Annotated in this window: 15 protein-coding genes and 1 riboswitch; of the genes, 5 read left to right on the top strand and 10 right to left on the bottom strand. The window is 31.4% G+C overall.

The window, feature by feature from the left end:
* Positions 1 to 4: 4 nt before the first annotated feature.
* From AC4FRF_RS14675 to AC4FRF_RS14685, 3 genes are all read right to left on the bottom strand, one after another.
* Positions 5 to 2,221: an alpha-N-acetylglucosaminidase gene (locus AC4FRF_RS14675; protein WP_491160517.1), complete on the bottom strand. Its 2,217-nt coding sequence runs from the start codon at positions 2,219 to 2,221 to the stop codon at positions 5 to 7.
* The gene (locus AC4FRF_RS14680; RefSeq protein ID WP_491160519.1) at positions 2,211 to 6,221 is read right to left on the bottom strand and encodes a response regulator; all 4,011 of its coding nucleotides are present in this window, start codon (positions 6,219 to 6,221) and stop codon (positions 2,211 to 2,213) included. The genes AC4FRF_RS14675 and AC4FRF_RS14680 overlap by 11 nt, the downstream gene beginning before the upstream one ends.
* Positions 6,222 to 6,647: 426 nt before the next feature.
* A complete protein-coding gene (locus AC4FRF_RS14685) occupies positions 6,648 to 8,519 on the bottom strand; it encodes an alpha-1,3-galactosidase-related protein (RefSeq protein ID WP_491160521.1) in 1,872 nt (623 codons plus the stop codon).
* Positions 8,520 to 9,276: 757 nt separating this feature from the next.
* Here AC4FRF_RS14685 and AC4FRF_RS14690 point away from each other — a divergent pair.
* A complete protein-coding gene (locus AC4FRF_RS14690) occupies positions 9,277 to 12,393 on the top strand; it encodes a SusC/RagA family TonB-linked outer membrane protein (protein WP_491160523.1) in 3,117 nt (1,038 codons plus the stop codon).
* 11 nt (positions 12,394 to 12,404) lie between these two features.
* Complete coding sequence (locus AC4FRF_RS14695) at positions 12,405 to 13,949, top strand: RagB/SusD family nutrient uptake outer membrane protein (RefSeq protein WP_491160525.1); 1,545 nt, start codon at positions 12,405 to 12,407, stop codon at positions 13,947 to 13,949.
* A 482-nt stretch (positions 13,950 to 14,431) separates the two neighbouring features.
* On the opposite strand, the gene AC4FRF_RS14700 is transcribed toward AC4FRF_RS14695, so the two are convergent.
* Positions 14,432 to 15,103, bottom strand: coding sequence for a DUF3826 domain-containing protein (locus tag AC4FRF_RS14700; RefSeq protein ID WP_491160527.1), 672 nt, complete (start codon positions 15,101 to 15,103; stop codon positions 14,432 to 14,434).
* Between the two features lie 222 nt (positions 15,104 to 15,325).
* Between AC4FRF_RS14700 and AC4FRF_RS14705 the strand changes: the two genes are divergently transcribed.
* A complete protein-coding gene (locus AC4FRF_RS14705) occupies positions 15,326 to 15,826 on the top strand; it encodes a tetratricopeptide repeat protein (RefSeq protein WP_491160529.1) in 501 nt (166 codons plus the stop codon).
* A gap of 69 nt (positions 15,827 to 15,895) precedes the next feature.
* Here AC4FRF_RS14705 and AC4FRF_RS14710 read toward each other — a convergent pair whose 3' ends face one another.
* On the bottom strand, positions 15,896 to 16,423 hold the full coding sequence (locus AC4FRF_RS14710) for a GFO_1090 family protein (protein ID WP_491160531.1): 528 nt from the start codon (positions 16,421 to 16,423) through the stop codon (positions 15,896 to 15,898).
* Positions 16,424 to 16,628: 205 nt separating this feature from the next.
* On the opposite strand from AC4FRF_RS14710, the gene AC4FRF_RS14715 reads away from it, so the two are divergent.
* The gene (locus AC4FRF_RS14715; RefSeq protein WP_491160533.1) at positions 16,629 to 18,086 is read left to right on the top strand and encodes a GFO_1087 family putative carboxy terminal peptidase; all 1,458 of its coding nucleotides are present in this window, start codon (positions 16,629 to 16,631) and stop codon (positions 18,084 to 18,086) included.
* Between the two features lie 56 nt (positions 18,087 to 18,142).
* Positions 18,143 to 18,277, top strand: a complete 135-nt coding sequence (locus AC4FRF_RS14720; protein WP_491160535.1) for a hypothetical protein — start codon at positions 18,143 to 18,145, stop codon at positions 18,275 to 18,277.
* Between the two features lie 77 nt (positions 18,278 to 18,354).
* Here the strand turns inward: AC4FRF_RS14720 and AC4FRF_RS14725 are convergent, their stop codons facing one another.
* From AC4FRF_RS14725 to cobT, 5 genes are all read right to left on the bottom strand, one after another.
* Complete coding sequence (locus AC4FRF_RS14725; RefSeq protein ID WP_491160537.1) at positions 18,355 to 20,271, bottom strand: TonB-dependent receptor plug domain-containing protein; 1,917 nt, start codon at positions 20,269 to 20,271, stop codon at positions 18,355 to 18,357.
* A 98-nt stretch (positions 20,272 to 20,369) separates the two neighbouring features.
* Positions 20,370 to 20,570: riboswitch (cobalamin riboswitch) on the bottom strand.
* A 96-nt stretch (positions 20,571 to 20,666) separates the two neighbouring features.
* Entirely contained in the window at positions 20,667 to 21,188 is a 522-nt protein-coding gene (gene cobC, locus AC4FRF_RS14730) for an alpha-ribazole phosphatase (RefSeq protein ID WP_491160539.1), read from the bottom strand.
* Positions 21,173 to 21,955, bottom strand: coding sequence for an adenosylcobinamide-GDP ribazoletransferase (locus tag AC4FRF_RS14735; protein WP_491160541.1), 783 nt, complete (start codon positions 21,953 to 21,955; stop codon positions 21,173 to 21,175). Before AC4FRF_RS14735 ends, cobC begins: the two co-directional genes overlap by 16 nt.
* A 165-nt stretch (positions 21,956 to 22,120) precedes the next feature.
* A complete protein-coding gene (gene tnpA / locus AC4FRF_RS14740; protein WP_491160543.1) occupies positions 22,121 to 22,555 on the bottom strand; it encodes an IS200/IS605 family transposase in 435 nt (144 codons plus the stop codon).
* A gap of 205 nt (positions 22,556 to 22,760) precedes the next feature.
* Positions 22,761 to 24,437 (bottom strand): nicotinate-nucleotide--dimethylbenzimidazole phosphoribosyltransferase, encoded by a 1,677-nt coding sequence (gene cobT, locus AC4FRF_RS14745; RefSeq protein ID WP_491160545.1) that lies wholly within the window; start codon positions 24,435 to 24,437, stop codon positions 22,761 to 22,763.
* Positions 24,438 to 24,474 lie beyond the last annotated feature (37 nt).

Raw genomic sequence — 24,474 nt, forward strand, 5'->3', positions numbered from 1 at the left:
AATGTTATTGCAAATAAATATTATACAAAGGCTGATACTTTTTTTGCAAAGCAAGAACTGTTTTTAATTCTTGATTAGGCACTAGTGATTCTGCTTTTTTGGGTGTATTGATCCATTTTGTTTCCCAATTAGCTAAATCATCATAAAAAGGATTAGCTCTTAATGCTTGCCTTCCATGAGTCATTTTAAGTCCTTCTTCGGTATAATTACTATTTTCTTTTAGATTTTTATGAAGAAAATCAAAGAATTTCTGCCAGCGTGGTAAGTAATAATTCCCAATTAAACCTCCCCACTCTCTCCAAGAATAGTCAAAAATTAGTGGGTCTCTTCCTCCATCAGAACCCCATTGCGTTAAAAGCATGCTGGCATTAAAATCATAAAGATTTTTTTCTTCGGTATTGTTTCCCCAGGATTGAGCATCCGCTAACCATTTATTAAAATTTAATGTGGGGCGTGTTTTAGTTAATTGATCCACATCTTTTAATAAGGTTAAAAATCGTTGTGTATGCAATTCAAAATCTTGAAGATTTTTAGCTTTATAAGCCTCGCTAATTTTAGCATCAATTTTTTGGGATAAATTACTTAATATTTGGCGTTGGATATCAACAATATCGTATCTGTAACCATCAGATTGATTTAAAGAGGAATCAGCTAATAATAAATCTAATACTTTGATTAAATCCTTTTGATCATAAGTAATTTTAAAAGGAGCATTAGGGCCTGATTTTTTAGGAATAATTGCTGGTCTAGCGGCAATCATTGAACTCGCTTCTACACCATTAGTACCTTTTTTATAGGCACTAGTAGCCAATAGTTGTATTGCTTCTTGATTATTATCTGTTTTTTTACCGTATCGTCTTATTGCATAATCACTTAACCAGTTTTTTAAATTAATACTTTCAGCATGAAAAGGCATTTCAAAAGCTAAATCATAATACAACGGATTTTGCATAATTCCCTCCATAAACAAGCCACTTCCAACAAGATTTGGTGCCGTTTCTTTTAAAGAACTATATTGATTTGAAGCTAAAAGACTAATATCACCATGCAAATTTATTCGATTACCAAAGTTATGCAAGTTCCCTGTTACGAATGAATACCCCCAAAAATTGTCTTTAGTAGCTGCTTTTTTACCGTTCAAATCAAGTATTAAAAGTTTTGTTTTCTCAACCGCCTTAACAATTTTTTCATTAATACTCCAAGACTGCATTACCCAAATTCCATCTTTATCATTTGACAACATTAGGTTTTTAATTGTTTTACCTACTGCATCTAAGTATATGCTATCCGTTCTTGGTGGTTTGCTTTCATGAAAAGGATCGGCAGCATAAAAACCATGAAGACCAAACAGTTTTTTTTGCTCCTGAAAAAAAACGTTACCAAATTTAGTAAATAACGGGTCCAGAGGGTCTAACTGCTCACATCCTTCAAAATTACACCAGTTTTTTGTTTGTTGCATTTTGGCATTAGGAAATTTTTCTCTAAAAGAACGTGGGATATATCCTGAAAAACCTTGCTGAATAGGTTTCATCCCCAATTCTAATTCACGCTCTATGATTTGTTTTCCTAATACAATATGGCTGTCTATCCAAGATTTAGGCAGTGGTCCACCAAAACCTTCAATATTTGTCATCCATTGCCAGGCCATAAAAGCTGGTCCTGCTAAAAATTTTCGAGCTTCTACATCAGTATAGCCCATTTTAAGTAAACTATTGTACCAAACTCCTTCTAAACCCACTACGGTTAAAGGCATATTGATACCATTCATGGCCATAAAATCAATCTCTTTTTCCCAACGTTTCCAATCCCACCATGCCATAGAATAACTAAATGTACAGTAATTAAACATCACACGGTAATCTGGTTCAATAGCTTTAGTTATAAGTTTATCAGGCAAAGGCAATTGCTCTGGTAAATTTAGCTGCGAGCCATTCCACGAAAAGTTAACATTACAGTTGTATTTTAAATACCAATTTAGTGCTGATGCAAGTGCAATAGTATTGTTTCCTTTTAAAAGTATTTTATTGGCTTGTGTTGAAATTTGAAAAGTATCTTTTTTTATGGAAGGTAGGTAAGCCAGTTCTATTTGTTTATAATGTTGGGGCAGTACCCTTTTTATTAAATCTTGGGCTGCTAAAATTGCTTGTTGGTTTTCCTGAGCATACCCAAAACAAACGCCCAGCATAAACATCATTGTAATTAATCTTTTCTTAATCTTCATTATCTATATTATTGTTATTATTTGTAGCATATTTTTTAGGAGTATCATCGTATTTAGCTTTGAAGGAACGATTAAAATGAGAGGCATTTTCAAAACCAACCATATACATGACTTCTCCTACTGAATACCTATTTTGTTTTAATAATTGTGCTGCTCTTTTTAACCTAACATCTATAATTAATCCATTGATAGACATCCCTGCCTCGGATTTGATAATGCGGAAGAGTTTAGATCTGCTTAAATTAATATTATCACAAAGATCGGATACGGTATATTGATGGTTTTCAATATTTTTTTCAATATCCGCCATTACATCACTAAAAACTTTTTCATTATAGCCTAAAACTTGTATTTCTGTAGGTTCTAATTTTTCTATTAGATGCCCTTGCGCCATTAGTTTTTCTTTAGATTGTATTAAATTGCGAATCTTTAAACTCAGTATTCTTAAATTAAATGGCTTTTCAATAAAATCATTTGCTAAAGCTTGCAATCCCTCAATTTTGCTTTCTTCAGATCCTTTTGCCGAAATGATAATAATAGGGATATGTGCCAAAAATTTAGTTTTTCTGACGGTTTTAATTAAGCTTAAACCATCCATTTCGGGCATCATTAAATCGGTCAGGATTAAATCCGGATGGCTTGCTTTTATAGCTTCCATGGCCTCTACCCCATTTCTGCAGGCAATTACATCATACTCGCTTTTAAGATAATCTATTAATAGATTTCTCATGTCTTCATTATCTTCAGCAACAACTATTGTTTTCTCCTTTTTTAAATTGTTTTTTTGGTAAGCAGGAGAATTGTGGTAGTCTTCTAAGTAAGGAAGCTCAACTATAAACGAAGTATACGATTTTGTTTTATCACTAAATTTTTGACTATCAATTTTGATAGTTCCTTTGTGCAATTCTACAAGATATTTAGCTATAGATAATCCTAAACCATAACCTTCAATAGGTTCGTGTTCTTCGGTTCTAAAAAACGGCTCAAATATTTTAGTTTGTATTTCTGGAGCAATATAGCTTCCATAATTTTTAATTTCAATACAAACAAAATGATTTCTTTGCTCTAAATTGATTTCAATTTTTGAATGTGTTGGTGTAAATTTTATGGCATTAGAAATTAGGTTTAAGAAAACCTGATCTAATTTATTTACATCAATTAAAGCATATAAATTTTCTTTTCCGTTCATTACAAATTCCAGCGAATTGTTAGCAGCAATGTCTTCAAATTGAGAAAAAATCTGATGCATGAAAAAGTATAAATCAGTAGCTTGAGTCTCTATTGCAACTTTCCCTAATTCATATTTTCTTAAATTTAGTAATTGATCAATTAAGTGTTTTAATCGCTTAGAGTTTTTATATACAACATCTAATTTATCAAACACTTCTTTGGAAAGATTTGAATAATCAAATATTTGCTCAATTGGAGTTAATATAAGACTTAGTGGTGTTCTTAATTCATGAGATATATTAGTAAAAAACTGTACCTTATCCTGGTAACTTTTTAGCTCTTGCTCCTGTTTAAATTGTTGAAACTGAATTTCATTTTTAGTCTTAACCTTAACAAGCGCAAACTTTGTTGAAAAATAAATTATAATAATAATTATTAGAAAGTATACTAAATAGCTGTAATAACTTTGCCAAAAAGAAGGCAATACATTAATAATTAAAGGAGTACTTACTTTACTCCAAATTCCATCACCATTATTAGCCTGGAATAAAAATTTATATTCTCCTGGTTTTAAATTAGAATAATACGCAAAATTTCTTTTATTGTTTGTATATATCCAATCTTTGTCAAAACCATAAAGTTTATATTTATATCTTTTTTTATCGCTGTTTTGGGTGTGAATAGCCGAAAAATCAATACTAAAACTTTTAATACGGTGGTTCAGAGAAATCTCTTTAGAATAACTAATACTCTTAGGAAGGATTATATCACCTTCTACTTCCTCACCTACTGTCACTACCTTATTTTCAACATTTAATGCTGTCAATGCTAATTTAGGCGGTATATTATTATTGACTATACTGGCTGGATTAAAAATATTAAAGCCATTAATTCCCCCAAATATTAATTCCCCATTTGTTAGTTTAAACGCGGACCAAACCTTAAATGAATTGCTTTGAAGTCCATCATTTGCATCATAATAAGAAAACTTTTTATGTTTATAATCAAACTTAGTTAAGCCTTTAGAGCCTATCCAAATATTGCCATCATTATCTTCTAAGATGGATTCAACATCATCCGTTAATAAGCCATTATTTCTATTATAATGTATCGCAATATTTTTTTTAAGATCTATTACGGTTAACCCTCCACCAAGCGTTGCCACGTAAAGAAGCTGATTTTTACTTTTAATAATACTAGTAACCCAATTAGATCTTAAAGTTTGATTTTTTACATTAAAAAATTGGGTACTTATCAATTTATAATCTTTTGATAGTTTTAATTTATATAGGCCATCTTTTATTGTTCCTACCCAAAGTTCAAAGAAATCCTTATGACTATCCTCATCTAAAAAAATATTATAAATGAAGTTTAATTCAATTTTAGCTTTCTTAAGACTGATATCATTAATATGTTTAATTATTTTGTTATTTTTCATCAAAAGCATTCCCTTTGATGTAGCTACCCAGATAACTCCGTTTTTATCTTCAATTAATCTATTTACTCTTGAATTTTCTAAACCAGTATTAATAGTAGTTAATTTAGGATTAATTCCTTTTTTGATGGCATCAGTATTAATATCATTTAAAACATACAATCCATCATAAGTACCTACAATAAGGTTGTTGTTTTTTGTTAATAACAGAGATGAAATATAATTCTTATTGCTAAAAGCGTCAAAGGTTGTATTGTCTAGAAACTTAAAGCTATTCTTAGCCCTGTCCATTAATACCACTCCTTCTCCTCGAGTACCAATCCAAATATCATTTGGATTTTTTGAGGTAAAACAGATAACTTGTTTTATAGGAACTTTCCAGTTAGAAGATGCTTTAGGATAAGAAATAAATTTCTTATTGAAGGAATTGCTATAATAAATTCCATGGCCTAACACACTGGTATATAAAGTTCCAAAACTATCTTTAAAAATTTTTTTTACCTCAGGTTGCTTATTGTTTATTATACCTGAAATGCTTGTATCCAACTTAATAAAGTCGCTAATTTTTATAATATCAGCACCATTATTTGTAGTTCCTACATGAATGTTCTGCTCTGTCTCATCTACATATATACAGGAAACGGCATAATTTTTATAATTAGAAATTTCTCCTGTTTGAAAATTGAATTTAAATAAACCTTTTCTATTTCCTATTAGAAAATAATAAAATTCTCCCACTTTTAATTCGGCTATTACATTACAGGAAGAAATCATTTCTGGTAAAAACTTCTGAAATCCATAGCCCGATTGGTTACTATTTGAAACCAATTTATAGATTCCATTAGGAGTTCCAAAATAAATTTTTTGATTATGATCTTCAAAAATTGTTTTTATCTCTCTTAAGCCTTGAGTTTTAATTTTCTCAAAAGTAACATCCTCTGGTTTTTCGACATTTTTTAACAGTGTAAAATACAAGCCTTTATCTGAAGTCATCCATAACCTCCTTCCTGAGTCAATAAAAATGTCAGAAATAAATTGGCCCGCTTCATTTTCTTTTATGTTGCTAAATTTCTCGGATTCAATATCAAAAAACAATAATCCGCTCCCTTGGGTTCCCAACCACAAACCATGATATTGTTGATCAAAGATGACATTCAATATCCTGCTATTTGTAATATTGTGATCTAAAGAATAATTTGGTTTAAAAGTAACCACATTGCTTCCATCAAACCTGCATAACCCATCTAAGGTTGCAAACCAAACAAACCCACGGTTGTCTTGAGTAACATCATATGAATCTGTATGCGGAAAACCATTACTTATATTAAGTGAGCTTTGAGAATACCCCAATTTTGGTAAAATCCATAAAATAAGAATAACAATATATAATCGCATTTAAATTGAAAATTTATTTTAGTAAAAATTATTATATAAATATTTTCACTAAAAAGATTAATAAAGCCAAAGGAACTAACAAAGAATTATTTGCGAAAAATAAAACTCTACCGAAACAATTTATCAACAGTCTGTCAAAATCATACTAGTTTACAAACCATTAAAAATAATAACAAATCAAGGAACAAAAAATATTTGTTCTTTGTTCCTTAGATTGCACTTCACTTTCTATTTTCAATATCTAAAAAATTCTTTTATTAAAAAACTACGATACTGATTTAGATACTATTAGCATTAGCTAAAATAATGTTTTTGCTTCCTAAAAAGAATTTACTACACATTTAATTTAGCTCTTTTTTGACTTTATTATAACACTTTTTAAACACTTATTTGTTTTTATATCTCATTCGCTGTCTTTTACAGGACTTAAGGAAGCTCTTTTTCAACCAACTTAAAACCTTTAAAACCAACAACTTGATTATTAGAAACATTAATGTTTTCGCAATCTGGCAACATTATCATAGCCTTAGGCTTAAGACTTATTGGGTAATTAAAAGATTCTTGAATTTTATTGTTAGTAAACTCAATCCCATACACCCCTTCAGCCTTAAGTATAAATGGACTAAAAGTTGTAAAACTATTGTCTGTTATTTTTATATTTTTTACTAAACCCGGACTTTGTGTGTGAATTTCAATTAATGCTTGTCTGCCTGCAGTTCCATAAGCTCCATCTAAAAACTTATTATTTCTTATCGTTAAATCTTGAGGATTTCCTGATTCATACCACCAATTAAATTTTGGAGCATCAACAAGAATAGCACTCATCATGTTACTAAAAGTATTTCCTTCAATAAGCACTTTTTTGGGTGTCGAGATTAAAAAACCTCTCGATTTATTATTAATTGCAATATTGTTTCTTAAAATAGCTTCAGGATACCAGGAAATATTGTCTAACAAATCCCCTATTTTAAAATAGTTTTTCAAGTCCTCTTTAAAAGTAATAATTAAGTATTTATTATTAACCGCTTGAACTTTATCTACTACTGCCATTTTTTTCTTTGTTAACAATCCTTTATCCACTATAGCTAAAGAATCATTTGCTTGCGCAAAATCAAACCCCCTTTGCTGAAAATGACCTAATTTGACCTCCACTGATTTATTAGAAACAATACGCGTTATTTCAGTATAAACACCATGAATATTAGTAGCGTCATCTAATTGGTTTTCAAATCTGCAATTTTGTATTTTTACTAATCCTTTACAATTAACAAAATGGGTAGCATCAGCCGTAGTACTAACCATTCTAGTGCTTTTTTCAGGTAAAATAACATTGAATTTATCTAACTCTATATTTGTGCTTTTTTCAGCGATTAACCCCATTCCACCAGCATGATAAATTTGAATATCTTGCAGTTTTAAATTTTCTGAACCGCTAATTCTTACAGCAGGAGAATATCTGTTTTCTGAATTGTATCCTTTGCAAACATAAATCCAACCAACTTTAGGTAACTCAGTATCTATTCCTGTTACTCTCACTAAACCTGGCTCTAATTGAACTGCTTTTATTGCTAAAGGCATCTTGTTATCCATTGTTTTAAAAACAAAAGGTTCATACAAAAAAACCTCAGGTATTGGTTCAAATTTTTCAAATACCCCTCTATTAGTTTTAATCGGAGCACATTTTGCTGAGTTATAAGCCACAGCTTTTGTTTTAGGATCCCAATAGAAACCTGTTTCCAGTGTATGCTCATAATCTTTTCTAAAGAAAATTAAATTGCCATTCTCAATTCTATATGGATACTGATCACTGATTTTAAAATCAATACTTTTTTTATCTTTATCAGTAGCCACAACTTTCAATTCACTACTAAAAGTATATTCCCAATTTACACTAAGGCTGGATATTTTAATATTTTTGGATTTTTCGATTGCAAAAGGAATCATTGGTCCATGAAAAAGGAAATTAGCACCACCGCCATCAATTTCAAAATTATCAAACCCTATTATAGGAAAAGCTATTCGTCTTAAACCATCATCATGATTAGATACAAAACAAAGTTTTTCAAAAGCTTTATCATTAAAAAAATGGTAGTCTCCTTTTTCAAAAATAATTTTATAAGCGCCTTCTGCTTCTGCTTTATGTATTGCTTCTAATACAATTGGCGTATAATCTTTAATTTTTGGATCAAATTTGATACTGATTACTTCATTTTCTTTAAAGTTAAAAGAGCATAAAACACCTATTAACACAAAAGATAAAAAAAGTTTACAGCATGATAAAACACTAATTCTTTTCATAATCATTTTTTTTAAGACAACATACAGTTATTTGTATGATTCAAAACTAGAGGAATAAAAAATGACGGAATTATTTTTATTGGTCTATTTATGATACTATTTAAGCGGTTTAAACCTCTTTTTATTCGTATGTAAAAAACTATCCAATTGTTGAACTCTATATATTTCTTTCTTTTGAGTAAAAAACACGAACTACAATTACTCTTTTATTTGTATAACAACTAACTTTAGGAATGTTAAATGAATTTTATAAAAAAGAGGATGTTAAAATAATTTGACATTACAGAGTTCAGATTATAAAGCTATCTACTTTAAAATCTTTTAATACTTTTGAATATGCAACAAAACATTGTTGATATAGCTAACTAGAGCTAGGTAACAAGCAACCGTTAATATTGGTATTATACCTTAATATATGTATATTTCATTATTGCAAACAGAGCATAACAAATAAGGTCTTAATTTTTAGTCAATTATCAATTGTATAAAATTGAATTCATTAACTCTAAATACATATTTAATTTAAGAGTTTTTTATAGTTATTAATTTGTTTTTTTGTAAATAAATATTTATACAAATATAAAATTATCAACCTCAAGGCTTGATTTTACTAAGGATAGCGCCATATTTAGATTAAAACACTATTTGTTTTAGTTGTCCATTATATACAATAAATTAGTCAATTTGTGTTAATTCTGTCGGTATAGAAATGTTAGATTTGGAACATAACTTTTTTAACCACAAACCTATATTTAATATGAAAAGAAAATTTACAACTAAAGGTTTACTACCTTTAATTTTAGTTATGTTTGTTTCTTTGACGCATGCTCAAAGTAAAATAATCGAACTAAAAGGTAAGGTCGTTTCATCAACAAATGATGAATCTTTACCGGGAGTAGAAATTATGCTTACTAATAAAAAAGCAAGTACTTTAACAGACAACAATGGTGAATTCAGCATAAAAGTACCTATAAATGACACCTTAGTATTTAGGTATATGGGCTTTAAACCCAGAAGATATATTGCTGATGGAAGCAGAAATTTTGTGAGCATAAAATTAACAGAAGACGTAAATGAACTTGATCAGGTAGTCGTAATTGGTTACGGAACTGAGAAAAGAAAAGACGTAACTGGATCAGTAACCTCTATTAAAGCTGAACAATTGGCTGATGCGACAGCAGTTTCCTTTTCGGATGCATTAAGAGGTAAAGCCGCTGGGGTTCAGGTTACCAGTAGTAGTGGTGAACCTGGAGCTGGAGTAAGTATCAAAATTAGAGGAAATAACTCCATTAGTGCCTCTAGTGATCCACTTTATGTTGTAGATGGGGTGCCTATAGAAAGTAATCCTAATGAAATTTATGCTGGAGGTGCCCCACAAAGTACAACTGTAGGAAATCCATTAGCCTACTTAAATCCTAACGATATAGAATCCATAGAAATCTTAAAAGATGCAAGTGCAGCTGCAATATATGGTTCAAGAGGTGCTAATGGAGTAATTATAATTACTACCAAAACACCAAAAAAAGGAGAACCTAATATTTCGTTCTCTTCTAATTTCTCCTATTCAACCTATAACTTTAACAAAATGAAAGTTTTAGGACCAGCTGATTATGCTGAAAACATGCGTAAAATTGATCCAACAAATCCTTTGTATACTGATCAAGACACTGGAGAACCAATTATTTATACAGATGCTGATGGAATGAACTGGCAAAAAGCATTAACCCAAAGTCCTATAAATCAAAACTACAATATTAGTTTATCTAAATCCACTGATAAAACAAAATATTACACATCTCTAGGATACAATACAACCGATGGTTTAGTAAAAGAATCTAATTTTAAAAGATATTCTTTTTTATTAAATTTAAATTCTGATTTAACTAGTAAACTTAATCTTGATTTTAAAATAAATACTGGTTATACTATCCTAAACGGTCAAATAAGTGGATCTGGACAAGGACCAAATGCTGGTTTAGTTAATAGAATTCTTCTAAGCAGACCCATAAATTTTAATATTCCAAGTGAAGATGAAACTGATGATACTTATACTAGTCCTGTAAGCTATGTGAAAAATACCGACAAAATATATAACACACTCAGAAACAGCTTAAATACCTCATTAACCTATGACTTTTCTAAATTCTTGAGTTTAAAAGTTGCTGTAGGTGGTTATATTTCAGGATCAGATAATACTACCTATATGGGTAGAGAAGTTGCTCAAGGTAGAAACCTAAATGGTTTAGCTGTGTTAGGAAATGTTAAAACAATCAACTGGTTGAATGAAAATACATTAAACTATAAAAGATATTTTAATGAAACTAATAGATTAGACGTATTGCTAGGTTATACTATGCAACAAAATACCTTGAATAGTAGCACGATTGAAGTAAACAATTTCCCTATAGAAATAAACAAAGCAGATGCTATACAAACAGCATTATCAGCCCCTTCCTATAGCTCAAATAAGCAAAGATGGTCATTAATTTCCTATCTGGGAAGAGCAAATTATTCTATTAACGGAAAATATCTTTTTACTGCCAGTTTAAGAGCTGATGGTTCTTCTAAATTCCAAGGTAATAATAAATACTCTTTCTTTCCAGCAGCGGCGTTTGCTTGGCAAATTGGTGATGAAGATGCCATTAAAAATTTAAATGTATTTGATCAATTCAAACTTAGGTTAAGTTATGGAAGCATTGGTAATCAAGGTATTCCTTCTTACAGTTCTATAGGAACTGCTACAATTTCTGATTATTATACTGGAAGTATTTTGATAAAAGGTGTAAATGAAAAAAGTATTTCAAATCCTGACTTAAAATGGGAAACTACAACAACTACTAACATTGGTTTAGATTTAGGTTTCTTTAAAAACAGACTTTCTTTATCAACAGACATTTATAATAAAGACACTAAAAATTTATTGCTAAATGCTCCTCTTCCAGGAAGTAGTGGTTTTGATAGAGTATTTAAAAATGTTGGTTCCTTAAACAATAAAGGGATCGAAATATCTTTAAACGGAACTATTATTAAAAATAGAAATTTCAAATGGGATGTTGATTTAAATTATAGCATTAACAAAAATAAAATCACCTATTTAGGTTCTCAAAGCGAAATCCCTTTTGGTAGTGTAGCTGGTAGTTCTAGTTCAGAAAGTATTAATATCTTAAAAGTAGGTTATTCTTCAACTTCATTATATGGCTATGTAGCTGACGGCGTGTATCAAGCAAGCGATTTTGATGAAGGAGGACAAATCCTTCCTGGTGTACCAGTTTTTGGTAATCCAATGCCAGGAAATATGAAATTTAAAGATATAAGTGGTCCAAACGGTGTACCTGATGGATTAATTAACACTTATGATTTAAAAGTTATTGGAGATGCTACTCCAAACAGCTATGGTGGAGTAAGAAATACATTTAGATATAAAAATTTAAGACTTTCCGTTTTTGTTGCTTTCCAAGAAGGAAACCAAATTGAAAATTGGAATATGTATCATTTGGGTGGTAGAATTTCAAATAATCTGTTAGTAGATTTGTATAAAAATTCTTGGACACCAACCAATACAAATACAAAAATCCCTATCCTTAGTGACAATACTGGAAAAGCTGTTGCTTCTTCATATTATGTACAAGATGCTTCTTTTATAAGGTTACAAAATGTACAGTTATCTTATAATCTACCTTCTAAACTTAACAAAGCCTTAGGTATTAGTAACTGTACCCTTACAGCTTCTGCAGATAACCTACTTATTCTTACAAATTATAAATATGGATTTGACCCAGAAATAACCTCTAATAATCCAAGTGTTTATGGAGTTGACTTTTTTAATTACCCAAGACCAAAATCATTTTCTATGGGTTTAAATGTTAAATTTTAAATTTTAATAATATGAAATTTTTAAATAAAATAAAATACATCTTAGTCGCTGGAATTCTATTTTCCACAACCGGATGTGAGAATTTCTTAGAGGAACAAACCTATTCTTTGTTAGATAAAAAGGTTTTAAACACAAAAGAAGGGGCTGAATCATACCTTATTGGAACTTATGAAAAACTAGCTGCCGAAAAAGGGAGTGGCTCATTCAAACAGGGATTGTTAGTTGCCGCAAATTTTGGAACAGATGATTTTACTGGTAAAACACTAGCAGGTGCTTTTTATAGTGAATTTATGAATTATGATATTACACCTACAAATAACTTTTTAGATGATATCTGGACTAACCTGTACAGTGGAGTAAACCAATCAAATGCAATAATTAACATCTTACCAGGTACAAATATTGAAGCCAAATACAAGGATAGATATATTGCCGAAGCTAAATTTTTAAGAGGCTTATACTATTTTTATTTAGTTAGACTATATGGTGGTGTACCATTATTAACAAAAGAAACTGAATCATTAGAGCATATAAATACCCCAAGAGCTAGTGCAGAGGCCGTATATACACAAATTAAAAAAGATTTTGAAGAATCTATAGATAATTTACCAGACACCGTTAATTCAAAAGAATTAGGTAGAGCAACAAAAGCAGCTGCCCAAGGTTTTTTATGCAAAGTTAATCTTACATTGGCTTCTTTGTCTAAATACAATCCTTTACCTGGTTACGAATTTGTGGATACTGATCAAGCTTTTACTGATGCTATTACCTATGGAAATATGGTATTAAGCAATACCAATTATGGTTTAACATCTGATTATGCTGCTATTTTTAATGCCGATAATGATGGAAATATGGAAACCCTATTTGATGTTCAAATGCACGGTGCAAGTGGTTTTAATAATGATGGTAGTTTTGCTGTACAACTTTTTGCTCCTAATGGACCACCAAGCTCTCCAGGTGGACAAAATCATGCACGTCCTAACTTAACTTTAATCAATAAATTTGAAACAAATGATAGCAGAAAAGATGTCAATGTAGCATTTTATACTTTTAATGCTAGTTGTAATAAAGTAAATAGTGGTAACCCTTATGCTGCAAAATATTTAGCTCCTTGTGGTTTTACTGGAACTAAAAGTGCAACTCCTAATAACATCCCATTATTGCGTTACGCTGATGTTATGTTAATGGTGGCAGAAGCCGAAGCTGAACTAAATGGTGGTATACCAACTACTAATGCTTTAGATTTAGTAAGTACCCTTCGTGCAAAAAGATATGGTACTTTTACACCAGCTGCAGTGCCAGCGGACAATACTTTTTTAAACTTTATTTTTGCTGAAAGATCTAGAGAACTTTGTTATGAAAGTCAAATATGGTTTGATTTAGTTAGAACAAAAAGACTAGTAGATGCTATTAAAAACACTAATTTTAGAGGAAACCTAAAAAACAATGGTCCTGCTAATATTACTGATAAAAATTATGTTTATCCGATTCCTCAAACTGAAATTCTTAATAATAATGCCATATCACAAGCAGATCAAAATGAAGGATATTAGTTAGAATATTTTGAATCAATTTTTCATTCTCTAAATAAGAGGACAATTTATAATCCCAGCCACAGAAATGTGACTGGGATTTTTTAATTTTATTACGTTGTTTTTCAAAATTGCTAAAAATAGTTATTCTCATTCAAGGAGATAAAAAAACTCATCTTATATTCTCTTATTATTTCTTTCTATGCTTATTTACTATTACAGCTTTATTATCAAGCATTATAAGGTTGTAATCTGTTCCAAAAAATTATGTACAAATGAAAATAGGGAGTTTTCATTTACTCCTATCTGGTCCGGAAATTACATGGTTGGATTTTCTAAAACTAAAAAAATTAACCAAAGAACACAATGAAAAAAATCACAATGTGATATGAAAAATGGCAACTACCAGCTACCCCTTTTATAATAACCAATCTTTTTTACTAAAAAAAAAGGTCTTTAATTCAATGATTAAAGACCCTTTTTTATCTTCCCAAAAAAACAGACTATTTTGCTTCTTTTTTAGCAGCCGCCGCTTTTTCTGCTTTTACTTTTCTCACATAATCTCCATACATCTGATGCCAGTTGCGACCATGATTATTCAAATATTTTTCGGCTTCTGTTTTATATATTTCAAAAATAGCCGATATCTCTTTCATACTCTTGTAATCTACAGCCTGTTCACGTGCTTTTTCTAATAATTTTTGAATCTCAGCCCTTTCTGTTGCTGTAAAATTAGGCACAATAGCCTCATAACCTTTCATTGTAAAAGCTACTTTTCCAATCGTGTATTTGTCTAATACTGTCGCTACTTGTTCTTCCGTTAAATCTTTTCTCAATCCGTTCATCAAGTCTTCATGTACTGTTGAAGGCATAGCAGAATCGGCAATAATTTGTCTATAAAGGTCCGAAAGCGGTTTTCCATCTAATGGATTAATTCCAGCTGGAACTGAAGACACTGGATGCGAATTATGCCAATCTTTTACAGTAGCAAGATGAGTAGCTACCACCTGAACCAATCGTGTCTCTTTTTCGCTATTATGTAATTCTAAAGTACTAATCCATTCTTTAGCTTTATTCAGTTCATCAGCTGCTACTGTTACTGATTGCGCTTTGGCAAAAGAGCCAAAAGCCATCAACCCAATAAGTAGGGCCGCTTTAATTTTTTTTGTTTTCATAAAATCTAATTTTAATTTAGGCTGTCAACAAATTTGACAACAATTCCTTTATGTGTTAAAAATACAATTTTAAATATATTTCTTCCTTCATTATCAAAAAACAAGCCATTAATGCATTCATTAAAAAATTAATATAATTAAAATTCCAAAAATTAACAATCAAAATAATTTTCAATTAGCTATTTTTATCACCCTTAAACTTTATTTTAATATCCCCTACTCATGAAAAAACTAATCTTAACTGCTTTCTTATTTTTAACTGCATTTGGATGGAGCCAAACTGCCGAAAACTATTTTGACCAAGCCATGAAAAAATCTAATGCAGGAAATGCTCAAGGCGCCATACAAGACTATAACAAAGCCATAAAACTGAAACCTGATTTTGTTGTTGCTTATTTAAACAGAAGTATGGAAAAAATAAAAATTGATGATCTTCAAGGCGCATTAGTCGATGTAAACAAGACCTTAGAAATGCACGACGACAATACTTATGCCTATACAACCAGAGCCAATATTTATTACAAACTTAAGGATTATGAAAACGCTTTAAAAGATTGCAATGTGGCTATTAAATTTAATTCGGGAGACTATATCACTTACAACTTAAGAGGACTGACCTACAACCATCTAAACGACAAGAAAAGTGCTTGCGCTGATTTTGCTAAAGCGGTTCAACTAGGAAGTCAAAGTGCCGCTAAGAACCTAAAAATGTTTTGCAAATAACATTTTCTAGTTCATAAAACAAAAAAGCTGTTTCATCTGAAACAGCTTTTTTTATACTTCAACAATACTCTATTTTTGAGTTAACTTCTTGAGTTCGGTTCCCCCAGGAATTTGCATTTTGTCTGTTAAAATTGAAATATCATTTAAATTAAAAACTCCAGTTAAAGACATCAATACCGAGCGATTAATCCCATTTGCATCATCATCAATAAACATTACAAATTCATTAAGTTGATTGTTATTTCCAGCTCTTTTTACATCAATTGTAACTTGTTTGCCATTATCATTTACTTTTTTTAATTCTTCCAAAGCAGCCGATTTAATATAGGTTTCTGCTACTTCTCTCATTTTTTTTGCAGCTGTAGTATTCGTAGTCGAAAAAACTTTTAAATTTTCTAAATTCTGAATTAATTTCAGGTATTGTAGTGTTTCTTTATCCGAAGCATCCACTTTTACTTTGCTCATTAACTCAAACATTTTTTTATTTACCATTACCGAAACAATTTCTTCTTGTCCATCAAATTGATCAAAAACTGCTTGTCCGTAAAACGAACTCGAAGCTAAAGCAACGAATAATGTAAATAGTACTTTTTTCATTTTCATATCTTTATATTAATATTATACTCATTTTATATTTTACACTTACCATTTCTATGCCAAAAAAATAACAGTAGCTTTTTAAGCTATAACGTCAAAAGATTTAGATTTATGCAAAAAAAATGATTTTATTCATTTTTAAAAAACAAATTATAAAACTAAAGATAGTATTTTTACGTTAATTCCTCTATATAGTTAACAAAATATGAAAACACAATACAAACTCTTTCTACTCTTATTAATCCCTTTTTTGTTTTTACAAAGCTGTCAGGACAATGATGATACATTAGCTGAACCAACAGCACTTGATGTCCAAAAATTCATTTGGAGAGGAATGAATCAAGTGTATTTATGGCAAGAAAATGTTCCCGATTTAGCCGATAAAAGGTTTGCCACAAATACCGATTACGAAACATTTCTAGAAAGCTTTTCTTCTCCCGAAAATTTATTTGAACATTTACTGTACAGAGCACCTGATTCTGAAGATGCTATAAAATATGGAGTTGTCGACAAGAATAGCTGGATTGTGAGCGATTATCTTAGCTTAGAAAATCAATTACAAGGAACGACCAAAAGCAACGGCATAGAATTTGGTTTAAGCCTTACTAAACCAAACAGTGACCAAGTAATAGGTTATGTTCAATATATTGTACCTAATTCTGATGCAGCTAACAAAGATATTCAACGCGGTGACGTTTTTTACGGAGTCAATGGAACAGCTTTAACTCAAAGCAATTTTCGCAGTTTGTTATTCAGTGCTGATGAAAATTACACTTTGAATTTTGCTGATCTTACTTATGACAGCAACAACAATACTGTTATTACACCTAATGGAAAAAATTTGGCGCTAACTAAAACAAGCCTAGCAGAGAATCCTATTTATCTAAAAAAAGTCATCACCAATGGTGCTCATAAAATAGGTTACCTGATGTATAATGGTTTCTATTCGAAATATGATTCCCAACTTAACGATGCTTTTGGTTATTTTAAATCAGAGGGGGTTACTGATTTAGTGTTAGATTTAAGATACAATGGCGGAGGTGAAGTAGCTACAGCAGCGCGATTAGCCAGTATGATTACAGGACAATTTACCGGTCAGATTTTTGACGAACTAGCCTACAATAATAAAGTATCATATCTTAATCGAAAATACAGTTTTGTTAGCACTTTAGATAATAATGCATTAAACAGTCTGAATCTTTCTACTGTTTATGTTTTAACAACAAAAAATACCGCTTCGGCTAGTGAACTCATTATAAACGGTCTCGATCCCTATATTAATGTAGTGCAAATAGGTGATTATACTTATGGAAAAAATGTGGCTTCTGTAACCCTATACGATTCACCTTCTCTTTCTAAAAAAAATGTAAATCCTTCTCATCGTTATGCCATGCAACTTATTGTGGCTTATTCTGTAAATGCCGTAGGTTTTGGTGATTATTTTAATACCGGATTGACTCCGGATTACCAATTAACCGAAAGAATAAAAACCATGGGAACTCTTGGCGATCCAAATGAGCCTTTATTAGCTACCGCTATTGGTAAAATTACAGGAACAGCTAAAATAATCCCAGAAAAACAAACAGACAACTTACAATATCTTAATGATTCTAAAACACTTAGAGGACTTAATTTGATGTATTTTAGTACAGAAGAACAATAATTCACAATCCATTTGAGTTTATAACAATAAGAACCAACCATTTAAAAATAAACCAAATGAAAAAAGTCGTTTATGTATTGCTGATTGTGACACTAATGGTGTCCTCAGGATTTGAAAAAGTATCAGATACTAAAGCACAGGACAAAATTGCACATTCTATTTCTGAATTTATTTCAAACTTGGAACAATAAAATTTCAATTTTACACCAAACAAAAATCCCATCTCCTTATTTAAAAAGAGATGGGATTTTATATTTCAATCCACATTTTACAATGTAATATTCAATCCTACTTTAAAGTTTCTTCCTCTAGTAGTATATCCTATAACCTCATAAAAGTCTTTGTTTAAAATATTTGAAGCCGTTGCAAATACTGACATTCTGTTTTTAATTAACTCATATCTTGCTGTTGCATTTAACAATTGATATGCATTCAAAGTAACTGGTATTGCCGCAAACGTTACTGAATCATAATAAGCATCTGCTCTCTGATCAACGTATTGGTAATTAACATTAAAAAATGTTCTAGCCGTAGGTTGATAATCTAAAGAAACATTCGCTTTATGTTTTGGTATGCGTTGGCTAAAAGTTAAAGCTTTTTCAAATTGTGTAAAGGTATAATTAGCGTTCAATTTTAATGTATTGGATAACAAATAAGAAAACATGGTTTCAACTCCTTTAGCATTGTTTTCTCCTTTTACATTCATATATCCAGATGTATATCCAATGGTATTGGTTTGCTCTCTGTAGAAGGCTACTGCATTAATATTGATTTTTTTATCCCATAATGCTAATTCAAAACCAGCTTCTATAGTGCTGTTTTTTTCAGGAGTCAAATTTATATTTCCAGAGTAACCATCGTACAACTGGAATAAACTAGGAGTAATATAAGCTGTACTGTAAGAAGTAATAATTTTTAAAGGAATTTCAGAAAAGGAAAATGAAGGATTAACATTGTAAACAAAGTTATTACCGTATTTACTGTGAATATTCAATCGAGCACCTGTATTGATATTGAAACCAAAGTCAGAATTATAAACTGCTGTTACATAAGGATCAATCAAATTAAACGTAGCCAATTCTTCTGCAATAGGACCAAATATACTAGTAGAAGACATATCAAAAAACTGAAACTGAGCTCCAGTAACGATAAAAATATCCGATAGAATTTGATATTTATTGAAAGCATCTACACTAACATTTCTAGATTTGTATTTTGTTAATCCTCCACCTGAAAAAGAATTACGATCCATTAAGCTTGCTGCTGTATTAACCACTAATTCCCCTTTATCGTATTTATATTTAGGAGAAAAACCTACACGATATTGCTCAGATTTACCATAATTATTGGCATTATCCACAAATGAATCAGCATCAAAATCATTCTTTAGTCTATCATAATTGGCAAAAAAATCAAAACTTAATTTTTTTGTAGGTGTAAATCCTAATTTCACCAAGCTATTTACTCTTGAAAAACTATCTGCTTCAAAAGTATCAGCATCAGATGCTGGTCTTGCTTCCGAAATTCCAGTAGTCTCAACACTATTTAAGGAGGCAAAATAATTGAATTTTTCTGTCTTCCCATTAAATGAAAATCCTTGATTGTAATCTTGAACCGAATAATCTTTTTGCTTAGCATCTGTTTGTGTCCCTAAACTCATATAAACATTTCCAGCTATAGCCTTTTTTTCTGCTTTTTTAAGGGTAATATTAATTACTCCTGTGGCAGCTCCTGTACCATAAAGCGTACTAGCAGCTCCTTTCATAATCTCAATACTTTCCACTTGCTCCACTGGAATCAAACGCAAATCGTATTCTAAATTGATATTAGAAGCATCTGTAACAGGCACACCATCAATTAAAATTAAGGTTTGACGATTACGCCCTCCCCTAATATAGTAACCCAAATTTTTTCCTGCACTACTATTACTTCCATTTACTTCTACTCCAGCCACCGTGTTTAAAACGGAAGCTACAGATTGTCCTGGTCTTTTTTTCAAATCTTCAGCAGTAATCTTTACAATTACTTTTCCTGATTTTTCTTTAGGTAAAGCAAACTTAGAATCTGAAATAACAACCTCATCTAAATCGTTAGCCCCTGTAAGTATAACTCCTTTTTTTTGCGCAAAAGCACATGCACTTATTAACACGAATAACGCACTAATACGAACGATTTTTTTGTTCATTTTTAAAAACATTTAATAACAGTTTTTACTGTTACATGACTAATAAATGGGAGAAAAGCATAGAATGACCCATACCCAAACCTTTTTTCCCGAAAGTTTGATACTCGATGTAATAGGCAGGTCTCCTGGCTTGCGTCTTGTTGTTTACCTTCTCATCCTGACTACTCAGAACAATGGTTTTGTAGATAACAACAAGCTTGGTAGCTTACAGTTGCGGGTACAGCTTAGGATTTAAACCTAATTCCCTTTTAATGCCATTTTCAAATAGAAAACAACAACCTCAATACGGCGGCAAAGATAAAACTTAATTCAGCTAAAAATCAAATTTATATATACAATTGACTCATATTACCTAAAAAACTAAAAATCAGACAAATAAAAACCACAAACTCAAACTATCGTTCTATTTTTATCAGTTCTCCAAAATCGACTTTATTAGTAAAGGCATCTTTCAACGGTAAATTAGTCAGCTTGCACAAAATACTTCTAATTACTCCAGCATGAGTAACAAGCACTATTTTTTCAGCTTTATTTTTGGTAACAACTGTCTCAAAAAAATCAGTCACCCGTTCGTGTAAAGCAACAAATGATTCGCCGTTAGGAACAGCGACATTTACAAAATCGTTCATCCAAGGGGTATAATCAACTTCGGGAATGGCATTCCAGTTTTTTAATTCCCAATCGCCAAAATGCATTTCCATTAGTCGGGAATCGGTAATAACTGTATCTGATAAATACTTTGCTAATTGGGTACAACGCAACAACGGACTGGAATAAACAATAACATCAGCTGGAATTTGGCTTTTTATACTTTCAAATTGATCCAAATAAGGTTCTTTCAAATCCACATCACTTTGTCCGTAGCAAATGCCTTTTTCACAAACTGTCTCCGTGTGTCGGACTAAATAAATTTCCATAATGCAATTGCTGATAAATAAAAAACTACTTCGCAAACTTGCTGTGTTGCCCCCAAACAATCTCCAGTGTAACCATCAATCCATTTTTGGAAATAACGAGCCAGAAAATATCGGAATAAGAAAACAGGAATAACAACTAGCAACATTTGACAGTAAAAGAATGAAAGAGTAAAAAGTGGTAACAATCCAAAAAAGAAAGCCCCAACAACTTCTCTCCAGGTAAAATTTTGTGCAATGGGTTTGCTTTTACTTGTGGCATCTTCTCTGGAATATTCATGAGTAAAAACAATAGATACAGCAGCTAATCGACTTAAAGCATGTCCTGAAACAAACAACAATAAACCTACCACTATCGAATTTGCCTCTGCAAGTAACTGAACTACGCTCTGGAATTTTAACAAAAACAACAATACCAAACCGATAGCTCCATAAGCTCCGATGGCACTGTCTTTCATAATTAGAAGAATCTTTTCCTTAGTCCATCCGCCACCAAAACCATCGCAAACATCGGCAAAACCATCTTCGTGAAAAGCGCCTGTAACCAGAATACTGACAATCATTGAAAGTATAACCGCTATTTCATTCGAGAAAAGAAAAGCCGAAAGATAATAAACCACAAAACTTATTCCGCCTACAATCCAGCCGATAAGCGGAAAATAACGGGAAGCTTTGTTTAAATAATCCGGATGATGATTGATATTTTTAGGACAGGGAATTCGGGTATAAAATAGTAATGCGGTAAAAAATATATGGAGTTCTTTTTTCATTTTATTTAAATATCAATATCATTTTGGCTAAAGCCAATAAAATTCACAACCTACAAACCAACAGCTAAAGCTGTTGGCAATTCAAGCTAAAGCTCCTACCTTTGAATTGTCTCCAGCTTTATCTGGAGGTACAAAATTGTGAAAGAAAAAGGCTTTAGCCAAATCCTATTTGTTTTTTTCAAACTCAAATTTAATCATGAATTCATCATATTCATCCTGAAATGTTTTCTTTTTATGATGTTCTTCTTGATTTTTGATATAATCTCGAACTTTGTCAATAATCGATTCCGAAACAGAAACGGCAAAATATTCATCTTGCCATTCAAACTTTGCTTTAGTCAAACCGTTCTTATTTATCCAGAATGAAGACTCTCCTTTTATTAATTGCATTATTTTTTGAATATTTTGATCAACACCCAATGAAATAAGACAATGACAATGATCAGCATATCCATTTATAAAATCTATAAAAATCCCTTTTTGAACTGCATTTTCTCGTATATGCTGCCAAACTTTTTGACGCAATTCTATTGAATCTAAATAAGGAAATCTATTTTTAGTACTCCAAACACAATGAATATATACTTTAACAAAAGGCATAATTGTATTTTTAAATTGTTTTATTTTTTTGGCTAAAGCCAATCAAAGATTTATCTTTCTCTCTCCAATAGCTAAAGCTATTGGCAATTCATTAAAAAAATTCTAATTGCTTTAAATCTCGGAATATCAAATCTCCTTTTTAATTGCCTCCAGATTTATCTGGAGATTTCCAAATTTCTTTTATATTGGCTTTAGCCAAAAAAATCTACTTCTCACTCACTCCAGCACTTTCAAAACTAGCCATATCATTTAAAAAAGCCACAGCCGATTCTATTATTGGGAAAACCAAAGCGCAGCCAGTTCCTTCGCCCAAACGCAAATCCAATTGTAAAACAGCCGAAACATTCAAATATCCCAATAATTTCTTATGAGCTTTTTCAGCCGATTGATGACTGAAAATGGCATTTTTTAATATATCCGGATTCTTTTTGTAAGCCACTAAAAAAGCAACACTACAAATAAAACCATCCACTAAAAAAATCATATTTTGATGATAAGCTTCAAGCATTCCTCCTGCCATTTGCAAAATTTCAAATCCTCCAAAATAAGTCAGATAACTTTCTAAATCCTTTTCTCCATCGTAATTAGTAATGGCTTTTCTAAGAATGTCTATCTTGAATTGTAATTTTTCATCATTCACTCCTGTCCCTCTGCCCACACAATCTTCAATAGAAAAATTACAAAGCACACTCATTAAAACAGAAGCTGTAGCGGTATTTCCAATTCCCATTTCGCCAAAACCAACACAATTACTGCCTTGTTTTGCAAGGTTTGCTACAATTTGGCTTCCTTTTGTAAAACACAATTCCATTTGCTTTTTACTCATGGCTGGACCACTTAAAAACGAATGCGTGCCTTTGTCTATCTTAGCCGAAATAAGTGCTGTATTAGATGGAAAATCATAATTCACACCAGCATCAACTATTGAAAGTGCAATATTATTTTGCTTGCAAAACACATTGATCGCCGCACCGCCTTCTAGGAAATTAGTCAACATTTGGCGGGTAACATCCTGTGGATAGGCACTTACGCCATGCTGAGCAATGCCATGATCGGCAGCAAAAACCACAATGTGAGGTTTAGTTATTTTAGGTTCCAAAGTTTGAAAAACAGTCCCAATTTGCAGTGCTATTTTTTCCAAAACACCTAAAGAACCTGTCGGTTTTGTTTTTTGATCTATTTTATGTTGCAAAGCAGTTATAGAAAAAGCTGCATTAGATTTTGCAACAGCTTTTACTTCCGTTTGTTTTTTATCAATTGCTGAAAGTTCGTTTATTTCTGTTATACAAGGTGCTTCCGATTTTTGTTTCCAATGCAGCTGTTGCAACATGGGTTGGTTGTCATAATTGGTTGCGGGTTTGCCTACGCAAAAATACCCCAGCGGTTCCATGTGTTCAGGCAGTCCAAGTATTTTTTTGAATTCGTAGTAATTTAAAATCGAAACCCAGCCCATTGAATAGCCTTGCTCCGTAAGTGAAAGCCAGATGTTTTGCGCCGCACAAACCGCACTAAACTTTATCGCTTCATTACTCCCAACGGTTCCAATGGTAAAATGATTCAGCACCGAACGATCGTAACAAATTACCAATCCCAACGGAGCGTCCTCAATTGCTTCGAGTTTTAAATTTTGATATTGTTCCTTTTGGGATTCATCATCGATACTTTTTGCCGCTTTCTTATCATATTCTAAAAACAATTCTTTGATGGCTTTCTTAACTTCAGCTGACTTAATAAGATAATACCGAGTAGCTTCGGTCAAACCAACAGAAGGCGCCCAATGTCCTGCCTGCAATGCTTTTTCAATAACAGCATCAGGAACGGCATCATTGGTAAAATGACGGGTATCGCGACGGGATTTTATTATTTCGTCTAAATTACTCATGTTTTTATTGCTTTTTTGACATTGCCATTGATTTTGC

The organism is Flavobacterium sp. ST-158 (assembly GCF_058309975.1).

Excerpts from the sequence above, each read along its gene's own strand:
- AC4FRF_RS14710 (WP_491160531.1), bottom strand. The coding sequence starts at position 16,423 with ATGAAAAAAGTACTATTTACATTATTCGTTGCTTTAGCTTCGAGTTCG.
- AC4FRF_RS14725 (WP_491160537.1), bottom strand. The coding sequence starts at position 20,271 with ATGAACAAAAAAATCGTTCGTATTAGTGCGTTATTCGTGTTAATAAGT.
- AC4FRF_RS14700 (WP_491160527.1), bottom strand. The coding sequence starts at position 15,103 with ATGAAAACAAAAAAAATTAAAGCGGCCCTACTTATTGGGTTGATGGCT.
- AC4FRF_RS14735 (WP_491160541.1), bottom strand. The coding sequence starts at position 21,955 with ATGAAAAAAGAACTCCATATATTTTTTACCGCATTACTATTTTATACC.
- cobC (WP_491160539.1), bottom strand. The coding sequence starts at position 21,188 with ATGGAAATTTATTTAGTCCGACACACGGAGACAGTTTGTGAAAAAGGC.
- AC4FRF_RS14680 (WP_491160519.1), bottom strand. The coding sequence starts at position 6,221 with ATGCGATTATATATTGTTATTCTTATTTTATGGATTTTACCAAAATTG.
- AC4FRF_RS14720 (WP_491160535.1), top strand. The coding sequence starts at position 18,143 with ATGAAAAAAGTCGTTTATGTATTGCTGATTGTGACACTAATGGTGTCC.
- AC4FRF_RS14675 (WP_491160517.1), bottom strand. The coding sequence starts at position 2,221 with ATGAAGATTAAGAAAAGATTAATTACAATGATGTTTATGCTGGGCGTT.
- AC4FRF_RS14685 (WP_491160521.1), bottom strand. The coding sequence starts at position 8,519 with ATGAAAAGAATTAGTGTTTTATCATGCTGTAAACTTTTTTTATCTTTT.
- AC4FRF_RS14690 (WP_491160523.1), top strand. The coding sequence starts at position 9,277 with ATGAAAAGAAAATTTACAACTAAAGGTTTACTACCTTTAATTTTAGTT.
- AC4FRF_RS14705 (WP_491160529.1), top strand. The coding sequence starts at position 15,326 with ATGAAAAAACTAATCTTAACTGCTTTCTTATTTTTAACTGCATTTGGA.
- tnpA (WP_491160543.1), bottom strand. The coding sequence starts at position 22,555 with ATGCCTTTTGTTAAAGTATATATTCATTGTGTTTGGAGTACTAAAAAT.
- AC4FRF_RS14715 (WP_491160533.1), top strand. The coding sequence starts at position 16,629 with ATGAAAACACAATACAAACTCTTTCTACTCTTATTAATCCCTTTTTTG.
- AC4FRF_RS14695 (WP_491160525.1), top strand. The coding sequence starts at position 12,405 with ATGAAATTTTTAAATAAAATAAAATACATCTTAGTCGCTGGAATTCTA.
- cobT (WP_491160545.1), bottom strand. The coding sequence starts at position 24,437 with ATGAGTAATTTAGACGAAATAATAAAATCCCGTCGCGATACCCGTCAT.